12 protein-coding genes are annotated in these 19,205 nt (G+C 70.6%); 8 read left to right on the plus strand and 4 right to left on the minus strand.

Annotated elements, in window-relative coordinates:
* Window positions 1–114 precede the first annotated feature (114 nt).
* The 3 genes from WMF11_RS43365 to WMF11_RS43375 all read left to right on the plus strand — a co-directional run bounded on the left by WMF11_RS43365 (window position 115) and on the right by WMF11_RS43375 (window position 2,671).
* The gene (locus tag WMF11_RS43365; protein ID WP_437974928.1) at window positions 115–1,545 is read left to right on the plus strand and encodes a sensor histidine kinase; all 1,431 of its coding nucleotides are present in this window, start codon (window positions 115–117) and stop codon (window positions 1,543–1,545) included.
* A gap of 14 nt (window positions 1,546–1,559) precedes the next feature.
* Window positions 1,560–1,934: a response regulator gene (locus tag WMF11_RS43370; RefSeq protein WP_437974929.1), complete on the plus strand. Its 375-nt coding sequence runs from the start codon at window positions 1,560–1,562 to the stop codon at window positions 1,932–1,934.
* 116 nt (window positions 1,935–2,050) lie between these two features.
* The gene (locus WMF11_RS43375) at window positions 2,051–2,671 is read left to right on the plus strand and encodes a DUF1349 domain-containing protein (RefSeq protein ID WP_437974930.1); all 621 of its coding nucleotides are present in this window, start codon (window positions 2,051–2,053) and stop codon (window positions 2,669–2,671) included.
* A gap of 159 nt (window positions 2,672–2,830) precedes the next feature.
* Here the strand turns inward: WMF11_RS43375 and WMF11_RS43380 are convergent, their stop codons facing one another.
* Entirely contained in the window at window positions 2,831–3,739 is a 909-nt protein-coding gene (locus tag WMF11_RS43380) for a LysR family transcriptional regulator (protein WP_437904958.1), read from the minus strand.
* Window positions 3,740–3,880: 141 nt separating this feature from the next.
* Here WMF11_RS43380 and WMF11_RS43385 point away from each other — a divergent pair, with 141 nt between their 5' ends.
* The 3 genes from WMF11_RS43385 (at window position 3,881) to WMF11_RS43395 (ending at window position 7,909) form a co-directional block, all read left to right on the plus strand.
* Window positions 3,881–4,651, plus strand: coding sequence for an SDR family NAD(P)-dependent oxidoreductase (locus WMF11_RS43385; protein ID WP_437904959.1), 771 nt, complete (start codon window positions 3,881–3,883; stop codon window positions 4,649–4,651).
* A gap of 182 nt (window positions 4,652–4,833) precedes the next feature.
* Window positions 4,834–6,354, plus strand: a complete 1,521-nt coding sequence (locus WMF11_RS43390) for a hypothetical protein (protein ID WP_437974931.1) — start codon at window positions 4,834–4,836, stop codon at window positions 6,352–6,354.
* A gap of 28 nt (window positions 6,355–6,382) precedes the next feature.
* Window positions 6,383–7,909, plus strand: coding sequence for a hypothetical protein (locus WMF11_RS43395; RefSeq protein ID WP_437974932.1), 1,527 nt, complete (start codon window positions 6,383–6,385; stop codon window positions 7,907–7,909).
* A 70-nt stretch (window positions 7,910–7,979) separates the two neighbouring features.
* Here the strand turns inward: WMF11_RS43395 and WMF11_RS43400 are convergent, their stop codons facing one another.
* Window positions 7,980–8,453 carry a MarR family winged helix-turn-helix transcriptional regulator gene (locus WMF11_RS43400; RefSeq protein WP_437853886.1) on the minus strand — a complete coding sequence of 158 codons (474 nt, stop codon included), beginning with the start codon at window positions 8,451–8,453 and terminating at the stop codon, window positions 7,980–7,982.
* A 191-nt stretch (window positions 8,454–8,644) separates the two neighbouring features.
* Between WMF11_RS43400 and WMF11_RS43405 the strand changes: the two genes are divergently transcribed.
* On the plus strand, window positions 8,645–9,811 hold the full coding sequence (locus WMF11_RS43405) for a serine hydrolase domain-containing protein (RefSeq protein ID WP_437974933.1): 1,167 nt from the start codon (window positions 8,645–8,647) through the stop codon (window positions 9,809–9,811).
* Window positions 9,812–10,118: 307 nt separating this feature from the next.
* Here the strand turns inward: WMF11_RS43405 and WMF11_RS43410 are convergent, their stop codons facing one another.
* Together WMF11_RS43410 and WMF11_RS43415 are read right to left on the minus strand one after the other, a co-directional pair.
* Complete coding sequence (locus WMF11_RS43410) at window positions 10,119–12,230, minus strand: substrate-binding domain-containing protein (protein WP_437974934.1); 2,112 nt, start codon at window positions 12,228–12,230, stop codon at window positions 10,119–10,121.
* Window positions 12,231–12,627: 397 nt separating this feature from the next.
* The gene (locus WMF11_RS43415) at window positions 12,628–12,870 is read right to left on the minus strand and encodes a hypothetical protein (protein WP_437904967.1); all 243 of its coding nucleotides are present in this window, start codon (window positions 12,868–12,870) and stop codon (window positions 12,628–12,630) included.
* On the opposite strand from WMF11_RS43415, the gene WMF11_RS43420 reads away from it, so the two are divergent.
* Entirely contained in the window at window positions 12,869–19,174 is a 6,306-nt protein-coding gene (locus WMF11_RS43420) for a thrombospondin type 3 repeat-containing protein (protein WP_437974935.1), read from the plus strand. The genes WMF11_RS43415 and WMF11_RS43420 overlap by 2 nt on opposite strands.
* Window positions 19,175–19,205 lie beyond the last annotated feature (31 nt).

Consider the following 19,205-nt stretch of genomic DNA (forward strand, 5'->3'; position numbering starts at 1 on the left):
TGGCCAATGCCTCGGTGGTCTCAACGCGCTCAGCACGCGGGCTCGCCTCCGAGCGGCGGAGGCAACGGGGCTCCGGGGAGGATGTCCATTGGAAGGCGTCTTTCCTTGCTCGTGTTGAGCCAGCTGATCCTGGCCGCCCTGGGCATCACGATGTCCATCGTCGCGCTCAAGCGGCTGGCTACCGAGACAACCTACCTGCGCCACTACGTCTTCCAACCGCTCATCGTCATCAGCAGCGGCATCGAGTCATCGAACGCTCTCTATGCCCTGCTCGCTCGCCCGCCGTCGGACGTCTCGGTGGAGGTCCGGGAGCCCATGATGCGGCTCCGCTCCTTCATCGATCGGTACCAGCGCGATTGGTTGACAGCGACCTCGACCCTACCGGAGGCCATTCACCTCCGCGCTGCGCTCGCTCGGGCCGGTGAGCTCGTGCTCCTGGAGGAAGAGCGCGAGGCGGCGGACACCATCTCCGCTGTCGTGATGCACCTCGAGCGCACGACCGGGCTCACGGGCCCGACGCCCGCCGCGCCGCACGTGCGGCGCGCCGACGTGGACCACCTCAGCGACGCCCTCGTCAGGCTGCACAGGATCAACCTGCGCTACATGGAGATCGCTTTCGACGCGTTCGACCGCATCCGGCGGCGCATCCTCCTCGTCTTCATGGCCGTCGGCCTCGGGGGCGTCACGGCGGCGTCGCTCTTCGGTCTCGCGGTGCGCCGCGCGATCGCGCCGCGCATCCACCGGATGGTGACCGCCGTCCAGCGCTTCCGCGAGCGCGGCGTCTACGAGCCGCTCGGGGACCGGGGGGACGACGAGCTCGCCGTGCTCGCCAGCACGCTGAACACGAGCTTCAAGGCCATCGCCGAGCGCGACAAGGATCGCGACCGGTTCCTCGCCGTCGCCGCGCACGAGCTGAAGACGCCGCTCACCACCATGAAGGGGTTCTCGCAGGTCGCGCTCACCCACCGGGACGACACGGCCATCCGCGAGCGCGCCCTCACGATCATCGATCGCCAGGCGACGCGCCTCGGCCGCCTGGTCCAGGATCTCCTGTGGTCGGCGCGCATCTCCGGAGGCGAGCTCCCCTTCAAGCCCGAGGCGATCGACGTCGAGGAGCTCGCCCGCCGCGTGATCGGAGAGTTCGAGCTCGTGGCCAGCGATCACAGCATTCGCCTGGTGCCTCGGGGAGACGCGCACATCCTGGGCGATCCTGAGCTGCTCGAGCAGGCGCTCTGGAGCCTGCTCGTCCAGGCCATATCGGTCGCGCTGGAGCACGATCCAGTGCTAGTCACGATCGATGCCGACTCCGCCGCGCGCGTGCTCATCACGATCGAGGTCCGGGGCGGGAAGGATCTCCCGGAGGACCTCGAGAAGCTGCTGGAGCCCTTCGGCGTCGTCGCGTTCGAGGGGCGGCGCGACGGGCCGCGCAGCACGGGCATCGACCTCCACCTCGCCCAGGGGATCGCCCGGCTCCACGGCGCGAGGTTCTGGATCGAGCGGAGGCCCGATGACCTCGTGGTCTTTTCGCTGGAACTGAGGCGCTAGCCGGCAGAGAGAACATGCTGCGAAACCGCGTGCTGGTCATCGACGATGACCCCGATTTCCGGGAGCTCGTCGCCCTCAGCCTGACCGGGTGGGGGCTCCATTGCCTCCAGGTCGCCGACTGCGCCGAGGCGCTCCCGCTCCTCGAGCGCGAGCGCGACGGGCTGCGGGCGGTGCTGTGCGACTACTTCATGCCAGGGCTCCCTCCCAGCGTCTGCGCGAAGGCGATCCTCGCGCGGGTCGATCCGGCGGTGCGCGTGGTGCTCGTGAGCGCGGCGGTGGACGTCTCGGCGCTGGCCGCGGAGCTCGGGCTCGCGCGGTTCCTCCCCAAACCCTTCGATCTCGACCAGCTCCACGACGTGGTGCTCGGCCCGCGCGAGCCCTCGGCGTGAGCGGCGCGGCCGGTCGCAGCGGGGCGCACCTGGACGCGGCGCGCTCCGTGGTAGCCTCCCGGCCCTCGCCGCGCGCGGGCGGACCGCGCGCCGTGCGGCGCTCGGAGGTCTGCGTCATGACAGGACAGCTTCTGGAAGAGGGCTTTACCAACCCTGGAATCGATCCGCGGCTCACGTGGCGCAACCCGCCGGCGCGCTGGGCGGTGGCGCCGGAGCGGGGCGTGCTCGTCGTCGAGCCCGCCGCGAAGACGGACTACTGGCAGCGGACGCACTACGGCTTTCGCAACGACAACGGGCCTTTCCTCTTCACCCGCGCCGGCGGCGACTTCGTGATGACCTGCCATGTGCGGTTCCGGCCGGCGCACCAGTACGATCAGGCAGGGCTCATGGTGCGGATCGCGGCGTCGTGCTGGCTGAAGACGTCGGTCGAGTTCGAGCCGGACGGCCCGAGCCGGCTCGGCGCGGTGGTGACGAACGCGGGCTACAGCGACTGGTCGACCCAGCCATTTCCCTCGGATCGCCGCGAGATCTGGCTGCGCGTCCGGCGGGAGGGGCCGGATTACCTCGTCGACAGCTCGAACGACGGCGCGGCGTGGACGCAGATCCGCATGGCCCACCTGCACGAGGACGACGGCGCGCGCCAGGTGGAGTGCGGCCTCTACGCTTGCAGCCCGCTCGGCGAAGGCTTCGTGGCCGAGTTCGATCTGCTCCGGATCGCCCCGGGGCGCGCAGGTTAGAGCGGTCCCCACCCGCCCCCGACACGAGCGTCGCAGAGCGGCGGTCACCCGCACAGGAGACGGGTCCAGATCGGCGTTTTCGGCGCGGAAGCGCACTCCTGTGCGCTGAGCACCGAAAACGTCGAGATGGGCCCGTCTCCGAAGCGGGTGACCGCCGCTCTAGGCGAGCGACGCGAGGTGCGGAGAGAGCACCTCGGTGATCCAGCTCATCACCGCGCGCACGCGGCGCGGCACGCTCCTGCCGTGCGTGTGGAGGAGCGAGACGGGCATCGGCGCGCAGGTGAGGGAGGGCAAGACCTCGACGAGCTCACCCGCGGTGATGCTGGCGAACTTGCCTACCCGCGGCGCCTGGATGATGCCCAGGCCCGCCACACACGCCGCGAGATAAGCGTCCGCGCTGTTGACCGTCACCACGCTGCGCATCGGCCACTCGCGGTAGCCGCCGTCGTGGGGGTACTCGAACGACGGCGCTTCGGCGCCGAGCGTCGACGAGTAATGCACGAGGAGGTGCCGATCGAGATCCTCGATCCGGCGAGGCGTACCGTACTGCCGCAGATAGGACGGGCTCGCGAGGTTCACCATCCGCAGGAGGCCGAGCCTGCGGCCGACGAGCCCGTCGCCCCCCGGGGCGCCGACGCGCAGGACGCAGTCGAAGCCCTCGCGGAGCGGCTCGACGCGCCGATCGGTCGTGCTGAGGAGCACCTCGAGCTCGGGGTGGCGCGCGAGCAGCTCGGGCAGGCGCGGGATGATGACGTCGCGCGCGAAGTTCACCGGCAGATCGATCCGCACCCGCCCGCGCAGGCCCCGCGCGGCCTGGAACATCGCGCCGAGCTCGTCGGCCTCGAGCGCGAGGCGCCGCGCCCGCGGGAGGAGCTCCTCCCCGTCCGGCGTGAGGCGCACGACGCGCGTCGACCGCTGGAGGAGCCGGGTGCCGAGCTCGGCCTCCAGGGCCTTCAGCCGCAGCGACACGCGCGCCTTGGGCATGCCGAGGTGCTCGCCGGCGCGCGTGAAGCTGCCGAGCTCCGCCACCTTCACGAAGATCTTCAGCGATCCGACGTCGATGGTCATTGTTTCGATTGGCGAAACAGTGTGTCGGAGCCTCGCGCCTTCCGCAACCGGGATCGGATCGCTATTCACTGTCGCAGACAACGGCGCGCAGCCGCCGCGGACAGCGGCGAGCCGCCGCGTCGCCATCGAAAGGACCCGACCATGAGCACATCCAAGCGTAGCCCCGTCGCCCTCGTCACCGGCGGAAGCCGCGGGCTCGGAAAGAGCATGGCGCTCCACCTCGCGGATCGCGGCGTGGACGTCATCATCACCTACCGCGGCGCCGCGGCCGAGGCGGCGGATGTGGTGAAGCAGATCGAGGCCAAGGGGAGGACGGCGGCGGCCATCGCGCTCGATCTGGGGAGCACCCGCGGATTCGACGCGTTCGCCGCCGCGGTCAAGGCGGAGCTCGCCGGTCGCTTCAAGCGCGATCGCTTCGATTACCTTGTGAACAACGCCGGCATGGGCGGCAACGCGAGCTTCGCCGAGACGACCGAAGAGCAGTTCGACGCGCTCATGAACGTCCACTTCAAGGGGACGTTCTTCCTCACGCAGAAGCTCCTTCCGCTCATCGCGGACGGCGGGCGGATCCTCAACGTCTCGTCGGGGCTCACGCGGTTCAGCTTCCCGGGCTACGCCGCCTACGCCGCGATGAAGGGCGGCGTGGAGGTGCTCACCCGCTACCTGGCGAAGGAGCTCGGGCCGCGGAAGATCGCGGTGAACACGCTGGCGCCCGGCGCGATCGAGACCGACTTCGGGGGAGGCGTCGTGCGCGACAACGCCGAGCTGAACAGGATGATCGCCGCCCAGACCGCCCTCGGCCGGGTCGGCCTCCCCGATGACATCGGCGGCGCGGTCGCCGTGCTGCTCGCGCCCGAGGGCCAGTGGATCACCGGCCAGCGCATCGAGGCGTCAGGCGGCATGAACCTCTGAGGCGCTCCGAGCTCGCGGCAGGCGCGTGATCGTCGGGCCCGCGCCTGCAACGGGCAGCGAACACCACGAGCGTTCCGACACAGAACGGCACAGGCCATCGAGCGTAACCGGGGCTTTTGCGAAGGAGCGCGACTGGCACATTTGGTGCTGAGTGGCAGCGCATCGCAAGGAGGCGAGCGCTCATGAGCAGGGAATTGCCTAACCATATCCTTCGAATCCTCGGGATCGGCATGCTCGCCGGCCTGTCGGTGACGCTCGGGTGCCAGGGAGAGACCAGCGTGCCAGCTGGCACAGGAGGGGCCGGCGGCGCCGGGGGTGAAGGCGGCGCGGGCGGTCAGGGCGGCGCCGGCGGTCAGGGCGGCGCGGGCGGTCAAGGCGGCAGCCCGGAGACGTGCGAGTCGCAGCGGGGTGACCACGGCGACGCCTGTCCCGCGGACGCGCCGTGCGCGATCACGCTCGACGTGGAGGTGACGTGCGCCGGGCACGACTTCGCAGCGGGCGGGGTGCGGGCCGTTCCGGCGGCGGGCGCGACGTACCTCGTGACGAGCAGCAACGCCCCGACGCGGCTGTTCGAGCTCGACGGCGGCGGGGCGACCCAACGCGACTTCGACGTGCAGTCCAATACCGTGAGCGTGGCGCTCTCGCCGGACGGAAGGGCGTACGCCGCGGTGGATGAGACGCAAGGCACCGGGGACGGCTACCCCGGCGGTGTGGTGTTCCTGCCGCTCGCCGGAAGCGCGGCCGACAAGCAGATGGTGTTCGATCGCGACGACAAATACGTGCCGGTCATCGATGTCGCGGTGGACTCCCAGGGCGAGCCGCACATCTGGATCCTCACGGACGCGCCGGAGCTCGTCGAGCACGCGACGCGCACGTCCGGCGGCGCCTGGGACGTCGCGCCGGCGAGCCAGCTGGCCGACAGCGGTTGGCCCCGCTTCGTCCTCGCGCCCGACGACGCGCCGCTGGCGTTCGGCATGGTCCAAGCGGGCTCCGGCAGCTGGCAGCTCCAGGTGCTCGACGGCGCCACGGAGCAGAGCCTTGGCGCTCCGGTCCCCGAGAGCTCGCCGATCCGTTACGAGCCCGTCCTGCCGCCGAAGCCCGCCGCTCAAGCGACGATCCCACGCTTCGCGGCGGTCGTGCAGCACCCCGACGGGCTGCGGCTGGCGAGCGCCGGCGAGGGCGACGGCGAGGTCGCGATCCCCGGCACAGCGACGCCGGCGTACAGCTGCCAGCGCGGCTTCGGCGACTCCCCGTCGCCGGGCTGCCCGGCCGACTGCCACGAGGTGACCTCCGGGCTCGAATGGTCGGCCTTCTCGGCCGCGCGCACGAGCGACGGCGACGTGTGGATAGCATTCCTGATCAGCCACCTCGACTGGACGATCGCCTACGAGGTGCAGAACGCCGATCTGCCGACGTGCGTCGGCAACATCGCGGCGGACGCGAGCCGCGGCGAGCTGCGCCTCGTGCGCGTGCCTGCCGCCGGAGGCGCGCCCGAGGTCGCTGTGACGCTGCCGCTCCCCGCGATCGCAGGCGAGAGCCATTTCAGCGATGTGTACCAGCGCCACCCGCTCGTCGAGGTCTCCGCGTTCGGCACGGAGCTCACCGTGGCCATGCGCACGCAGGCGTCACGCGTGGGGCCCTTCACGGCCCGCGTGCTGCGCGTCGACACATCGCTCCTCGCGCCCGCCGCGCCAGGCGACTGAGACGCGCATCACAGGGAGGCGATCACTCATGCGTCAGAAATTGCAAAACCACATCCTTCGAATGCTCGGGACCGGCATGCTCGCCGGCCTGTCGGTGACGCTCGGGTGCCAGGGCGATACCACCGCGCCAGCTGACACGGGAGGGGCCGGTGGCGCCGAGGATCAAGGCGGCGCCGGCGGTCAAGGCGGCGCCGGCGGTCAAGGCGGCGCGGGCGACGCCCCGGCGACGTGTGAATCGCGGCGAGGCGATCACGACGATGCCTGTCCCGCGGACGCGCCTTGCGCGATCACGCTCGACGTGGAGGTGACATGCACCGATGCCACGTTTGCAGCGGGCGGGGTGCGGGCTGTGCCGGCGGCGGGCGCGACATACCTCGTGACGAGCAGCAACGACCCGACGCGGCTGTTCGAGCTCGACGACGATGGGGCGACGCAACGAGACTTCGACGTGCAGTCCAACACCGTGAGCGTGGCGCTCTCGCCGGACGGAAGGGCGTATGCCGCGGTGGATGAGACGAACGGCAGCGGTGACGGCTATCCTGGCGGTGTCGTGTTCCTGCCGCTGGCCGGCAGCGCGGCGGAGAAGCAGGCGGTGTTCGATCGCGACGACGGCCACGTGCCGGTCCTCGATGTCGCGGTGGACTCCCGGGGCGAGCCCCACATCTGGATCGACACGGGCGCGGACGACGGCGTCGCGCACGCGACGCGCACGTCCGGCGGCGCCTGGGACGTCGCGCCGGCGAGCCGGCCGAGCGGCAGCGATTACACCCGCTTCGCCCTCGCGCCCGACGACGCGCCGCTGGCGTTCGGGCTCGTCGAACCGCTCCCAGGGGAACGGCAGCTCACGGTGCTCGACGGCACCACGGAGCGGAGCCTTGGCGCCCCGGAATCGGCGAGCTTCCTGCTCGACTACGAGCCGGTCCCGCCGCCGCAGCCCGCCGGACAGGCGACGTTTCCGCGCTTCGCGGCGGTCGTGCAGCACACCGACGGGCTGCGGCTGGCGAGCGCCAGCGAGGACGGCGGCTTCGACGAGGTCGCGATCCCCGGCACCGAGACGCCCACGTACCGCTGCCAGGACGGCGTCGACGGCCCGCTCCCGGGCGCTACGAGCTGCCCTGCCGAATGCCACATGGTGGCCTCCGGGCTCGAATGGTCGGCCTTCGCGGCCGCGCGCACGAGCGATGGCGACGCGTGGGTCGCGCTCCTGATCAGCCACATCGACGAGACGCTCACGTACGAGTTGCAGGACACCGGTCTGGACCGGGTGTGCGTCGGCCACACCGTGGCGGACGAGAGCCGCGGCGAGCTGCGCCTCGTGCGCGTGCCTGCCGCCGGAGGCGCGCCCGAGGTCGCTGTGACGCTGCCGCTCCCCGCGATCGCAGGACGGAGCTACTTCAACGATCTGCACGAGCAGCACCCGCTCGTCGATGTCTCCGCGTTCGGCACGGAGCTCACCGTGGCCATGCGCACGCAGGCGTCACGCGAGGGGCCCTTCACGGCCCGCGTGCTGCGCATCGACACATCGCTCCTCGCGCCCGCCGCGCCAGGCGACTGAGACGCGCGCTGCACGTCGACGCCTCGGTCCTCGACCCGGCCGCGCAGCCGCCGGGTCGGATCCGGGCGCGCTACGGCTGGCGGAGCCGGCGCGAGGACAGGAGCTCGAGCCCTCCCGTGCGCTCCGCGATGCGCTGGAGCGACGCGAGCAGCGCGCCGGCCTGCTCCTCGCCGAGCAGCGCGCGGAGCCGCCTGTTCACCGCGGCGCGCGCGGCGCGCCCCGCCTCGACCGCCGCCCACCCGCGGTCGGTGAGCTCCACGAGCCGGTTGCGCTGGTCGTCCTCGGCGACGCGCCGGCGCACGTAGCCGAGCTCCTCCAGCTCCGCCACCGCCTTCGAGGCGCCCTGCGCCGTGATGCCGAGCCGCTCCGCGAGCTCCCTCACCTTCACCGGCCCCGGGACGAGGTGCTGGAACACGTATCCATGGCTCGGCCGGAGATCCCCGTGGCCGGCCCGCTCCACGCGGCGCATCACCTCGTCGCTGTTCGCGGCCGCGATGGCGGCGAAGAGCAGCACGAGATCCTCGTCCGGGCGCGCAGGCTTCACGGCCGGAGCGTGTAACCCGCAACCGAGGTTGCGCAAATGACGTTGACGGCCGCGGGCGGCGGCCCTATTCATCAACCAAGGTTGCGCAATATAGGGTGCGCATCATCGGGGTCGGGCGCGAAAGGGCCGGGCGGCTCGCCCGCGCGCGCCCGGGCCCGTGCTGCCCCGAGGAAGGGACGAAGGGACGAGCGATGCACCTCGCGATCCATGGCTCCTGCGACCCGGCGTTCGCGCCCGTGCGCGCGGCGTTCGCCTCGAATTTCGAGCGGTTTCCCGAGCTCGGGGCCGCCGTGTGCGCCGCCGTGCGCGGCCGCGTGGTCGTCGACCTCTGGGCCGGCTTCCGGGACGCGGCGAAGACCGTGCCGTGGCGCTTTGAGACGATCGTGAACGTCTTCTCGGCGACGAAGGGCGCCGTGGCGCTCTGCGCCCACGCGCTCGCGGAGCGGCGCGCGCTCGACGTGGACGCGCCGGTCGCCGCCGCCTGGCCGGAGTTCGGCGCGGCCGGCAAGGGGCGCGTCCTCGTGGCCCAGCTGCTCGACCACAGCGCCGGCCTGCCGGCGCTCCGCGCCGAGCCGGAGGAGGGCGCGCTCTACGACTGGCAGGCCATGACCGCCGCCCTCGCCGCGGAGGAGCCGTTCTGGGAGCCGGGCGCCCGCCACGGCTACCACGCCGTGACGTTCGGCTTCCTCGTGGGCGAGGTGATCCGGCGCGCGAGCGGCCAGCGGGTCGGCGCGTTCCTCCGGGAGGCCGTCGCGGGCCCGCTCGGGCTGGACTTCCACATCGGCACCGGCGCCGAGCACGACGGGCGGATCGCCGAGGTGCCCCCGACCGTCGCGAGCCCGAACGGCCTGGGCGGCGCGTTCGGCGCGAGCTTCCGCGACCCGGCGTCGCTCACCTCGATGGCCTTCACCAGGCCGCGCGACCTCGTGACGCCGGGCCTCGTCAACACCGCCCGCGCCCGGCGCGCGGAGATCCCCGCGCTGAACGGCCACGCGAACGCGCGCGCGCTCGCGCGGATGTACGGCGCGCTCGCGAACGGCGGGGCCCTCGCCGGCACCGCGCGCGTGCTGTCGCCGGAGGCGGTCGAGGCCGCGCTGGCGGAGCGCTCGGCCGGGCTCGACGCCGTCCTCCTCGCGGAGAGCCGGTTCTCGCTCGGGTTCATGCTGCCGAGCGCCCTGCGCCCCTTCGGGCGCGGCCCACGGACCTTCGGCCACCCCGGCGCGGGCGGCGCGCTCGGCTTCGCCGACCCCGACGCGGGGCTCGGGTTCGGCTACACGCCGAACCAGACGATCGCGAGCGGCCAGGGCGGCGATCCGCGGTGGCCGGCGCTGATCGAGGCGGTGTACTCGTGTCTATGAGCGCTGGTCCTGCGCGGCCTGGGCGCGTGCGTGGTCTCGCGAGCGAAGAGAGAGCTCAACGCAAAGACGCCAAGAGCGCAAAGGCGCAAAAATGCACGAATCGTTCTGATTTGCGGCTTTGACGTCGAAGCCATTCGCGAGCTCGTCACCCACACATACGAAATCGGGGAACAGAGCGCGCTGCACGTCCGCCGGCTGGACGAGCGCCTGCACCGATCTCATCAAGGACTGTTCCGAGGCGCGCATCGTCGTTCACGGGTTTCCATTGTCAACGCTGACCTGCACCGGAGTTCAAGCATACCGGCGATCAGGCGATGCGCGCTGCGCCGCGCCTCGCGCCGCCAGGGCGGAGGCCTCGTGTCGTCAGCTCGTGAAGGGCTCCCGCCAGCGACGAGTACGTGGCCAGACTGCCTAGCTCCACGTCCACGAGGCTCCTGGCAAGCTCGGGGCGCACGCCGACCAGGAAGAGGCGCGCGCCGAGCAGGGCGACCGCGCGGCTCGTCTGGCCCAGCGCGTGGGCGACCTGGGCGTCCACCGCCGGCACGCCGGTGATATCGAGCAGCACGAAGCGCGCCTCGTGCCGGCCCACCCCCTCGACCACGGCCGTGAGCACCTGGAGGGCGCGGTCCCGGTCGATCGCGCCGATCAGCGGCACGAGCAGCACGCCGGGCAGGAGCGGGATGAGCGGGCAGCCGAGCTCGCGCACCGTCTCCGAGAGCGTCCGCTCGCTCGCATAGGCCATCTGCAGCTCCGCGTTCTTCGTCGAGAGCGACTGGACGAGCTCGCCGCGCTCGAGGGCCGCGGCGAGCAGCGACGCCCAGACCCCGACGGTGCCCTCGTCGCCGGCCAGCTCGCGGAGGGTCGGCCCCATGAGCGCAACGACCCCCCAGTCGCGCCGCTCGGTGCGGATCGGCAGCAGCATCATCATGAGCGCGCCGCTCGCGGCCGCGGGCGGCAGCAGGTGCTCCGGCGGAAACGCCTCCAGCCGATGGCGGCCGCCGATCGGGGGCGTCGCGCTGCCGTCACGGCTGAAGGCGCCGGCGACGACGAGCGTCTTCGCGTCCTCCCGGAGCGCAAGGCAGGCCCAGGTCGCGCTGGTCTTCGCGAGCCATGAGAGCGACATGGACTCCTCCTGCGAGGCGCTGACCAGCGCGAGGCCCACGTCGTGATTGGACCGCACGAGCATCCCGAGCTGCGCCACGAACTCGGCCTCGACGCTGAGCCGAGCCCGCGCGATCGAGAGGTGCGCGCCGTCCAGGAACGACTCGACCCGCTGCGCCGACGCCGCATCCCCGCCCAGCCGCTCGCGGCGCCGCTCGTGGGACCGGCGGAGCAGGCGCACGATCGCCATCAAGGTGCCCATATCGGAGGAGATGTCGACGGCCTGTTTGTAGGCGCGCTCCAGCGCCTTCGCCGGAGGGGGCGCGGCGCCCTCGATCGCCGCCTCATACGCCTCGAGCACCAGGGCGACCCCCGGCCATACCGCGGCAGGCGGTGTATCGGGCGCCAGGGGCCGGGGCGCGAGGAGCAGCTCGACCATCCGTCGATCCAGGTCGCCGCCGCCGTGCTCCCCGGGCGCCGCGTCCTCGTCGAGGAAGCTCTGGACCACGTCGCATCCGCACGAGATCCGCTGGATCAGCGTGTTCGGCGTGAGCACGAGCTCTGGCACAGCCGTCTCGCCGGAGAGCATCGAGACGACGAGCTCACACGCGGCGCTCCCCAGCATCTCGAACTGCTGGCGCACCGTGGTCAGCGGTGGGTCGGAGGTCTGCGCCTCCGGCACATCGTCGAAGCCGACGATCGCCAGCTCCTCGGGGATGCGGACGCCCGCCGCCTTCAGCGACGGCATCATCCCGATCGCGTTCTTGTCCGTCCCGAAGACCGCAGCTGTACACGCGTTCCGCAGCGCGATGAGCTGCGGGGCAGCGTTCTCGCCGCCGGTATACCAGTTGTCGTCGGTCCGGATGACCAGCTCCGGGTCGAGCGGTATCCCCGCCTCGGCGAGCGTCTCTCGGTAGGCGTCGAAGCGCTCGCGCACATCGGACTCGTGGAAGCAGCCGACGAACGCGATGCGCCGGTGACCGTGTCCGATCAGATGGCGCACCGCGCCCCGGATCCCGCTGTGGTTGTCCGGGATCACCGACGGGCAGTCGCCCTTGTGGACATGGGTGCCGACGACGACGAGCGGGACCCGCGCGGCAGCGAGCTGCTCGATGCCGTCCACCCCGATCACGACGATCCATCCATCCACCTGTTCTCTGGCGAGCGAAGGGGCCTGGAGCGAGGCGGCCGTGCCGCGCATCACCAGCATGCGACAGCCGTGCTTTCGCGCCGCCTCGTGGATACCCGTCAGGACCGGGTTCCAGAACGAGCCGTCCAGGTAGGGGGTGATGACGCCCACGGTCATCCCACGTCGCATCCCATGAACGCCTGTACCGCCGGGGGGCGGCTCTGCAAGGCGATTCACATCACGCGTCGAGCGGCCGGCATCTCCTCCCGCGGCCGGCTGCCCGCCCGCTCCATCTTCCTGGGCCGAGCCGTCAGCTCTGCCGCCCCGCTGCCCCGGCAACTCGACTTCACTGCCCCGGCTACCCTGAACCATCGCCCCGGTCTCCCTGCTCCCCCGTCCCACGGCTGCGCTCGCGTACCCACCTATATACCACGGTCCGGACGTATCTCTCTGCGACGGGGCGATGTCGAAGAAAGTCGAAGAGGCTCGACAGCGGCGGCGCCTGCCCCGCGGCCACGTGAGGACACGAGACGAACACACCCGCGCCGGTTTTTCTGTTGACGAGAACACCGCCAAGGCGCGAAGATCATGGATTACGCTCAGGGACATTTCGAACTTGAGCCGTATACAACGCGTCAACGCTGACCCGTCCACCCAGGGCGGGGAGAGGCGGAGGGCCTATGGGCCGAAACGGCAGGGCGGGATTCATCAGCGTCATTGCGCTGCTCGCGTCCTTCGTGTGCTTGAGACCGGCATACGGGGCGCCGAGCTCCATCACGTTCACGATAAACCATGCAGACTGCGGACAGAACAGCTTCGAGCTGTTCATGAACGGCATGCTCCTAGAGACGGTGCCGAGCTCCAATGGGTGCTACTGCAACGCGACGCCGCTCGTGCGGACGATCACCGATCCAGCGGCGCTGGCGCTGTACGACCCCGCGCAGTGCAACGATTTCGGCGTGGAGGCGATCGGCGGATTCGACGGCGTCGGCTGGGGGTTCGTCCGCGTGACCGTCGAGTCGACCGCCGGCTCCGAGAGCGCGTGCATCTTCGACGCATGGGACGACAACCCGTATGGGCGCTGCTCGGATCGCGACCTGTGCCAAGGAAACAGCGTCTTCGGCTGGGCCGTCGAGGCGGACATCGACGGTGATGGGGTGAGGGTCGGGCTCGGCGCCGGCTGCGACAACTGCGGCGACGCGGCGAACCCCGATCAGGCGGACGTCGACGGCGACGGCTTCGGGGACGCGTGCGACCGCTGCGTGGGTCCCGGGAGGTGGGACCACGATGGCGACGGCGTCTGCGGTGGAGTGGACAACTGTCTTGGCTGGTACAACCCTGGGCAAGAGGACGCCGACGGGGACGGCCACGGGGACGCCTGCGACTCCTGTGCAGGCTTCGGGATCTGGGACAGCGACTGGGACGGCGTCTGCGACGAGACAGACAACTGCGTCTACCGCTTCAACCCCGGGCAAGAGGAGGGCGACGGCGACGGCGTCGCCGACAGGTGCGACAACTGCCCACGCGTGCCCAACCCCGAGCAGCTGGACACAGACAGCAACGGCATCGGCGACGCGTGTGATGTCTGTCGGGCCGCGGGAGACGAGGACAGAGACCTGGATGGCGTCTGCGATCGGGACGACAACTGCGTCTTCGACTTCAATCCGTGGCAAGAGGACACCGACGGCGACGGTCTTGCCGACGCTTGCGACCGCTGCCGTGGATGGAGCCAGCAGGACTATGATGACGATGGGATCTGCGACGAGATAGACAACTGTAACGGACCGCGGAACCCACGGCAGGAGGACGCCGACGGCGACGGCTACGGTGACCCCTGCGACTATTGCGATGGTGCCGGGATGGGGGATTATGACCGCGACGGCGCCTGCGACGACGCGGACACCTGCGCCTATATCCACAACCCGGCGCAGGACGACGGCGACAGCGACGGCGACGGCTACGGTGATCCCTGCGATTCCTGCGATGGGGCGGGGGACCGGGACTGGGACTGGGACGGGCTCTGCGACGAGGCGGACGTCTGCCGTTACGTCTTCAACCCGGAGCAGGAGGACGGCGACGCCGACGGGGTGGGCGATGTGTGCGACAACTGCCCGACGGTGCCCAACCCGGATCAGCAAGACTGGGACTTCAACGGCATTGGCGACACGTGCGACCTCTGCCCTGCGGCGGGAGACTGGGACCTCGACCGCGACGGCGTGTGCAATCAAGCCGACAACTGCCTGTACGACTTCAATCCCTGGCAACAGGACAGCGAAGGCGACGGATCCGGCGACGCCTGTGACTATTGCGACGGGGCCGGGGCTTGGGACTCGGACGGGGACCGGCTGTGCGACGAGGAGGACAACTGCCCTTACGTCTTCAACCCGGAGCAGGAGGAGCGCGACGGCGATGGGGTAGGCGATGCGTGCGACAACTGCCCACGCGTGCCCAACCCGGAGCAGCTCGACACAGACAACAATGGCATCGGCGACGCGTGTGATGTCTGTCGAGCCGCGGGAGACCAGGACTCCGACAGAGATGGCGTCTGCGATCGGGACGACAGCTGCGTCTACGACTTCAATCCGTGGCAAGAGGACACCGACGGCGACGGCCATGCCGACGCCTGCGACCGCTGCCGTGGATGGAGCCAGAACGACTATGATTACGATGGGATCTGCGACGATATCGACAACTGTAACGGATCGTGGAACGCACAGCAGGAGGACGCCGACGGAGACGGCTACGGTGACCCCTGCGACTATTGCGACGGAGCCGGGATCGGTGATTATGACCGCGACGGCGCATGCGACGACGCGGACACCTGCGTCTACCTCTACAACCCGGCGCAGGACGACGGCGACAGCGACGGCGACGGCTACGGTGATCCCTGCGATTCCTGCGATGGGGCGGGGGACCGGGACTCGGACTGGGACGGGCTCTGCGACGAGGCGGACGTCTGCCGTTACGCCTTCAACTGGGCGCAGGAGGACGGCGACGCGGACGGGGTGGGCGATGTGTGCGACAACTGCCCGACGGTGCCCAACCCGGATCAGGTCGACTGGGACCACAACGGCATTGGCGACACGTGCGACCTCTGCCCTGCCGCGGGAGACGGGGACGTCGACCGCGACGGCGTGTGCAATCAAGCCGACAACTGCCCGTACGACTTCAATCCCTGGCAACAGGACAGCGACGGCGACAGCCGCGGCGACGTCTGCGATTCCTGCACCGGACTCAGCGAGTACGACGGGGATTACGATGCGCTCTGCGATGACATGGACAACTGCCCCAACGCCATGAATCCGTGGCAAGAGGACTGGGACGGCGACGGCTTCGGCGATGCCTGCGACTCTTGCGACGGAGCCGGGGCCTCGGACCGGGACTGGGACTGGCTGTGCGACGGGGTGGAGAACTGTCCTGACGTCTTCAACCCGGAGCAGGAGGACAGCGACGGCGACGGGGTGGGCGACGCCTGCGACCTCTGCCCGCTCGTGCCCGATCCGGAGCAGCTCGACGTCGACCTCAACGGGGTCGGTGACGCGTGCGACACCTGCGGGGCCGCGGGAGACTGGGATGCAGACCGCGACGGCGTCTGCGACCTGGCCGACGTCTGCTTGTACAACTTCGATCCCTCGCAAGAGGACGGCGACGGCGACGGAGTGGGCGACGCCTGCGACGCCTGCCGGGGAGCGAGCCAGTCCGACTCGGATCACGACACGGTCTGCAGCGACATCGACAACTGCGACGGCCGGTTCAACCCCGGCCAGGAAGACGCCGACGGCGATGGCCGCGGCGACGCCTGCGACGCCTGTGCAGGCCCTGGAGCCCGGGACGACGATCGCGACGGCGTCTGCGACGAGACCGACAACTGTGTCCATGCCAGCAACCCTGGGCAGCAGGACCGCGACGGCGACGGGCTCGGCGACGCCTGCGACTCGTGCGGGCAGGCGGACGGCTGGGACGACGACGGCGACAGGATCTGCGGCAACGCGGACAACTGCAGGTACCGCCACAACCCGGGGCAAGAGGACAGCGACGCCGACGGGCGGGGCGACGCGTGTGACAACTGCCCGAGCGCGCCCAACCCCGAGCAGCGCGACAGCGATGCCAACGGCGTCGGCGACGCCTGCGACCCCTGCTTCGCGGCGGGGGATCAGGACCCCGATCGCGACGGCGTCTGCGACCGCATCGACAACTGCGACGGGGAGATCAACCCCGGGCAAGAGGACGCGGACGGCGACGGGGACGGGGATGCCTGCGACCACTGTGCAGGGCTCGGCGTCTGGGACAACGACACGGACGGCGTCTGCGATAACGAGGACAACTGCTTCGATGGATTCAATCCAGACCAGAGGGACCGCGACGGCGATGGGCGCGGCGACGCCTGCGACCCCTGTGGCGCGGTGATCTCGAGCGGCACGGTCCGGCTGGGCGTCAACTGCAACGGTCAGCTGAACCTGTCCGACGGGTGGTGGACGGTGCCCACCTATACGGGCATCGTTTATCTGCGCGAGGGACGCTCTGTCGCCGAGGGCATCGAATGGATACCCGGCGCCGAGGGGTGGGGCGTCGGCGACGCGCGCACCTTGATCTCCAGCCATCCTGGGCACATGGAGCTCGTCAGCTTCTCGGCCACGGAGAGCACGGCGGTCTCCACGGTCCGGGTGGGCTCGACCTTCCGCGTCACGCACGACTTCCACCCGTCGCCAGCGACGCCGTCGCTGTACGAGGTCGCGGTGACGATCGAAAACATCGGGGCGAGCCCGGTCGATCTGCGCTACCGCCGGAGCATCGACTGGTTCGGGTATGTCTACCACTCGGAGTTCGTCACCCTCCAGCCGGGCTCGGTGCCCGAGCTCGTCGGTACGGACACGGCGCCCTGGGGCTCGCACGATCCCTTCGGCTTCGTGGGGGAACAGCCCGGACCGGTGAGCGACCTGGGCCCCGGGAACTACGGTGCGCTCTTCGACTTCGACTTCGGCACGCTCGATCCGGGGGACGCGCATGCATTCCGGCTGTTCTACGGCGCGGCGGGCACGCAGGCGGATGCGCTCGCCGCGCTCGAGGCGGTGGACGCCCAGGCGTACTCCCTGGATCGACTGGAGGAGTGGCCAGCGCCGCCGACCTTCATCCTGGCGTACAACGGCTCGGATCACGCGCCGATGTGCGGCGATGGGGAGCTCGCGCCCGACGAGGAATGCGACGACGGCAATCGCAGCAGCGGCGATGGCTGCAGCGCGGGGTGCCTCGCGGAGCCCGACGCCGACGCCGACGGGGTGATCGACCTCGAGGACAACTGCCCGCTCGCGCCCAACCCGGGACAGTCCGACAACGACTACAACGGCGTCGGCGACGCGTGTGATGCCTGCTTCGCCGTGGGGGACCGGGACCACGACGGCGACGGCCTCTGCAACCGGACCGACAACTGCTACGCCACCTACAACCCAGGACAGGAGGACGCGGACGGCGACGGGCTCGGCGACGCCTGCAACGACTGCGTAGGCACCGCAGCCTACGACTACGACCTCGATGGGATATGCGAGACCCTGGACAACTGCGGGTGGCACTTCAACCCGGATCAGCGCGACCGCGACGGCGACGGCATCGGCGACCCTTGCGATCGCTGCGGCGCGGCGATCTGGAACGGTCGGGTTCAGCTCGGCATCAACTGCGAAGGCCACCTGAACCTGGTGCTCGACCCGTACATGCGGGACGAGTGGATCGGGATCTCCCGCGAGCCTCTGGGTCGTGACTCTCCCATCGATGGCCTGGAGGGCACCCCCGGCTCCGAGGGGTGGGGCGTCGGCGACGCCATCGCGCAGGTCTCCGGCTTCGTGACGGATGGCCTGGACAGCGCCCCCGCGAACATGACGCTCGTCAGCTTCTCGGCCACGGAGAGCACGGCGGTCTCCACGGTCCAGGTGGGCTCGACGTTCCTCGTCACGCACGCCTATCGGCCGTCGCCCGCGACCCCTTCGCTGTACGAGGTCGAGGTGACGATCGAGAACATCAGCGCGAGCCCGGTCGACCTGCGTTACCGCCGGGTGATGAACTGGAACATCATCGAGTACCGCGGGGGCGAGCACGTCACGATGCAGCCGGGCACGACGCCTGCGCTCCTCGGTACGGGCACGAGCCCCTGGAACCCGGCCGACCCGCTCGTCGCCGCGGGAGGGCCGCCCGAGCCGGTGAGCGACGTGGGACCCGGGGACTTCGGGTCGCTCTTCGACTTCGACTTCGGCGCGCTCGGTCCGGGCGAGTCCCACGTCTTCCGGCTGTTCTACGGCTCGGCGGACACGCGGGAGGAGACGCTCGCCGCGCTCGGGGCGGTGGGCGCCGAGGCCTACGCCCTCAGCCGGATGACATGGGATGAGCTCGACTACGTGTTTGCTTACGCCGCGGCGGAGCGCGCGCCCGCGTGCGGCGACGGCGAGGTCGATCCCGGGGAGTCATGCGACGACGGGAATCTCATCGACGGCGACGGGTGCAGCGCGAGCTGCGTCGCCTGCGCGGACGGCGACGCCGACGGGGTGTGTGATCCCGAGGACAACTGCCTCGAGGCCGCCAACCCGTCGCAGGAGGACCGGGACCACGACGGCGTCGGCGACGCCTGCGATCCGGTGTGCGTCACGATCCAGCGCGGGCTCTTCGGCGAGGTCTCCGACACGACGGTCTGGGAGGCATACCCCCGTTACAACGAAGGGAATATGCCCTACGCCCACTCGGGTCACAGCGGCGGCTTCCCCAAGCGGGCGCTGTTCCGCTTCGATCTCGGCGGCTTCCCCGCCGGCGCGGCGGTCGCATCGAGCACGTTCGGGGCCTTCGCGGTGAGCTCGGGCGCACAGGCGATCCGGGCGCACCGGATCACTGCGCCATGGGAAGAAGCGACGGTGACCTGGAGCAGCTTCGGCGCGAGCTACGACACGGCCGTCGAAGCGACCGTGACAGGGGTCCCGTACGGGGATGTGACCCTGGATCTGACCGATCTGGTGCAGGCGTGGCTCGACGGCGCGGCTCCCAACTTCGGGTTCCTCCTCGAGGAGGATCCAGGGGCGCGGACCGCATTCGGAGCGAGCGAGCAGACCAACGCGGGCCGACGTCCGTGGCTCACGGTCTGCTACACGGAACGCTAGCGCTCGTCCTGAAGATCACCACGAGCCTTCC

Source organism: Sorangium sp. So ce295 (genome assembly GCF_051527405.1).
In the GTDB taxonomy this organism is placed as follows: domain Bacteria; phylum Myxococcota_A; class Polyangia; order Polyangiales; family Polyangiaceae; genus Sorangium; species Sorangium cellulosum_B.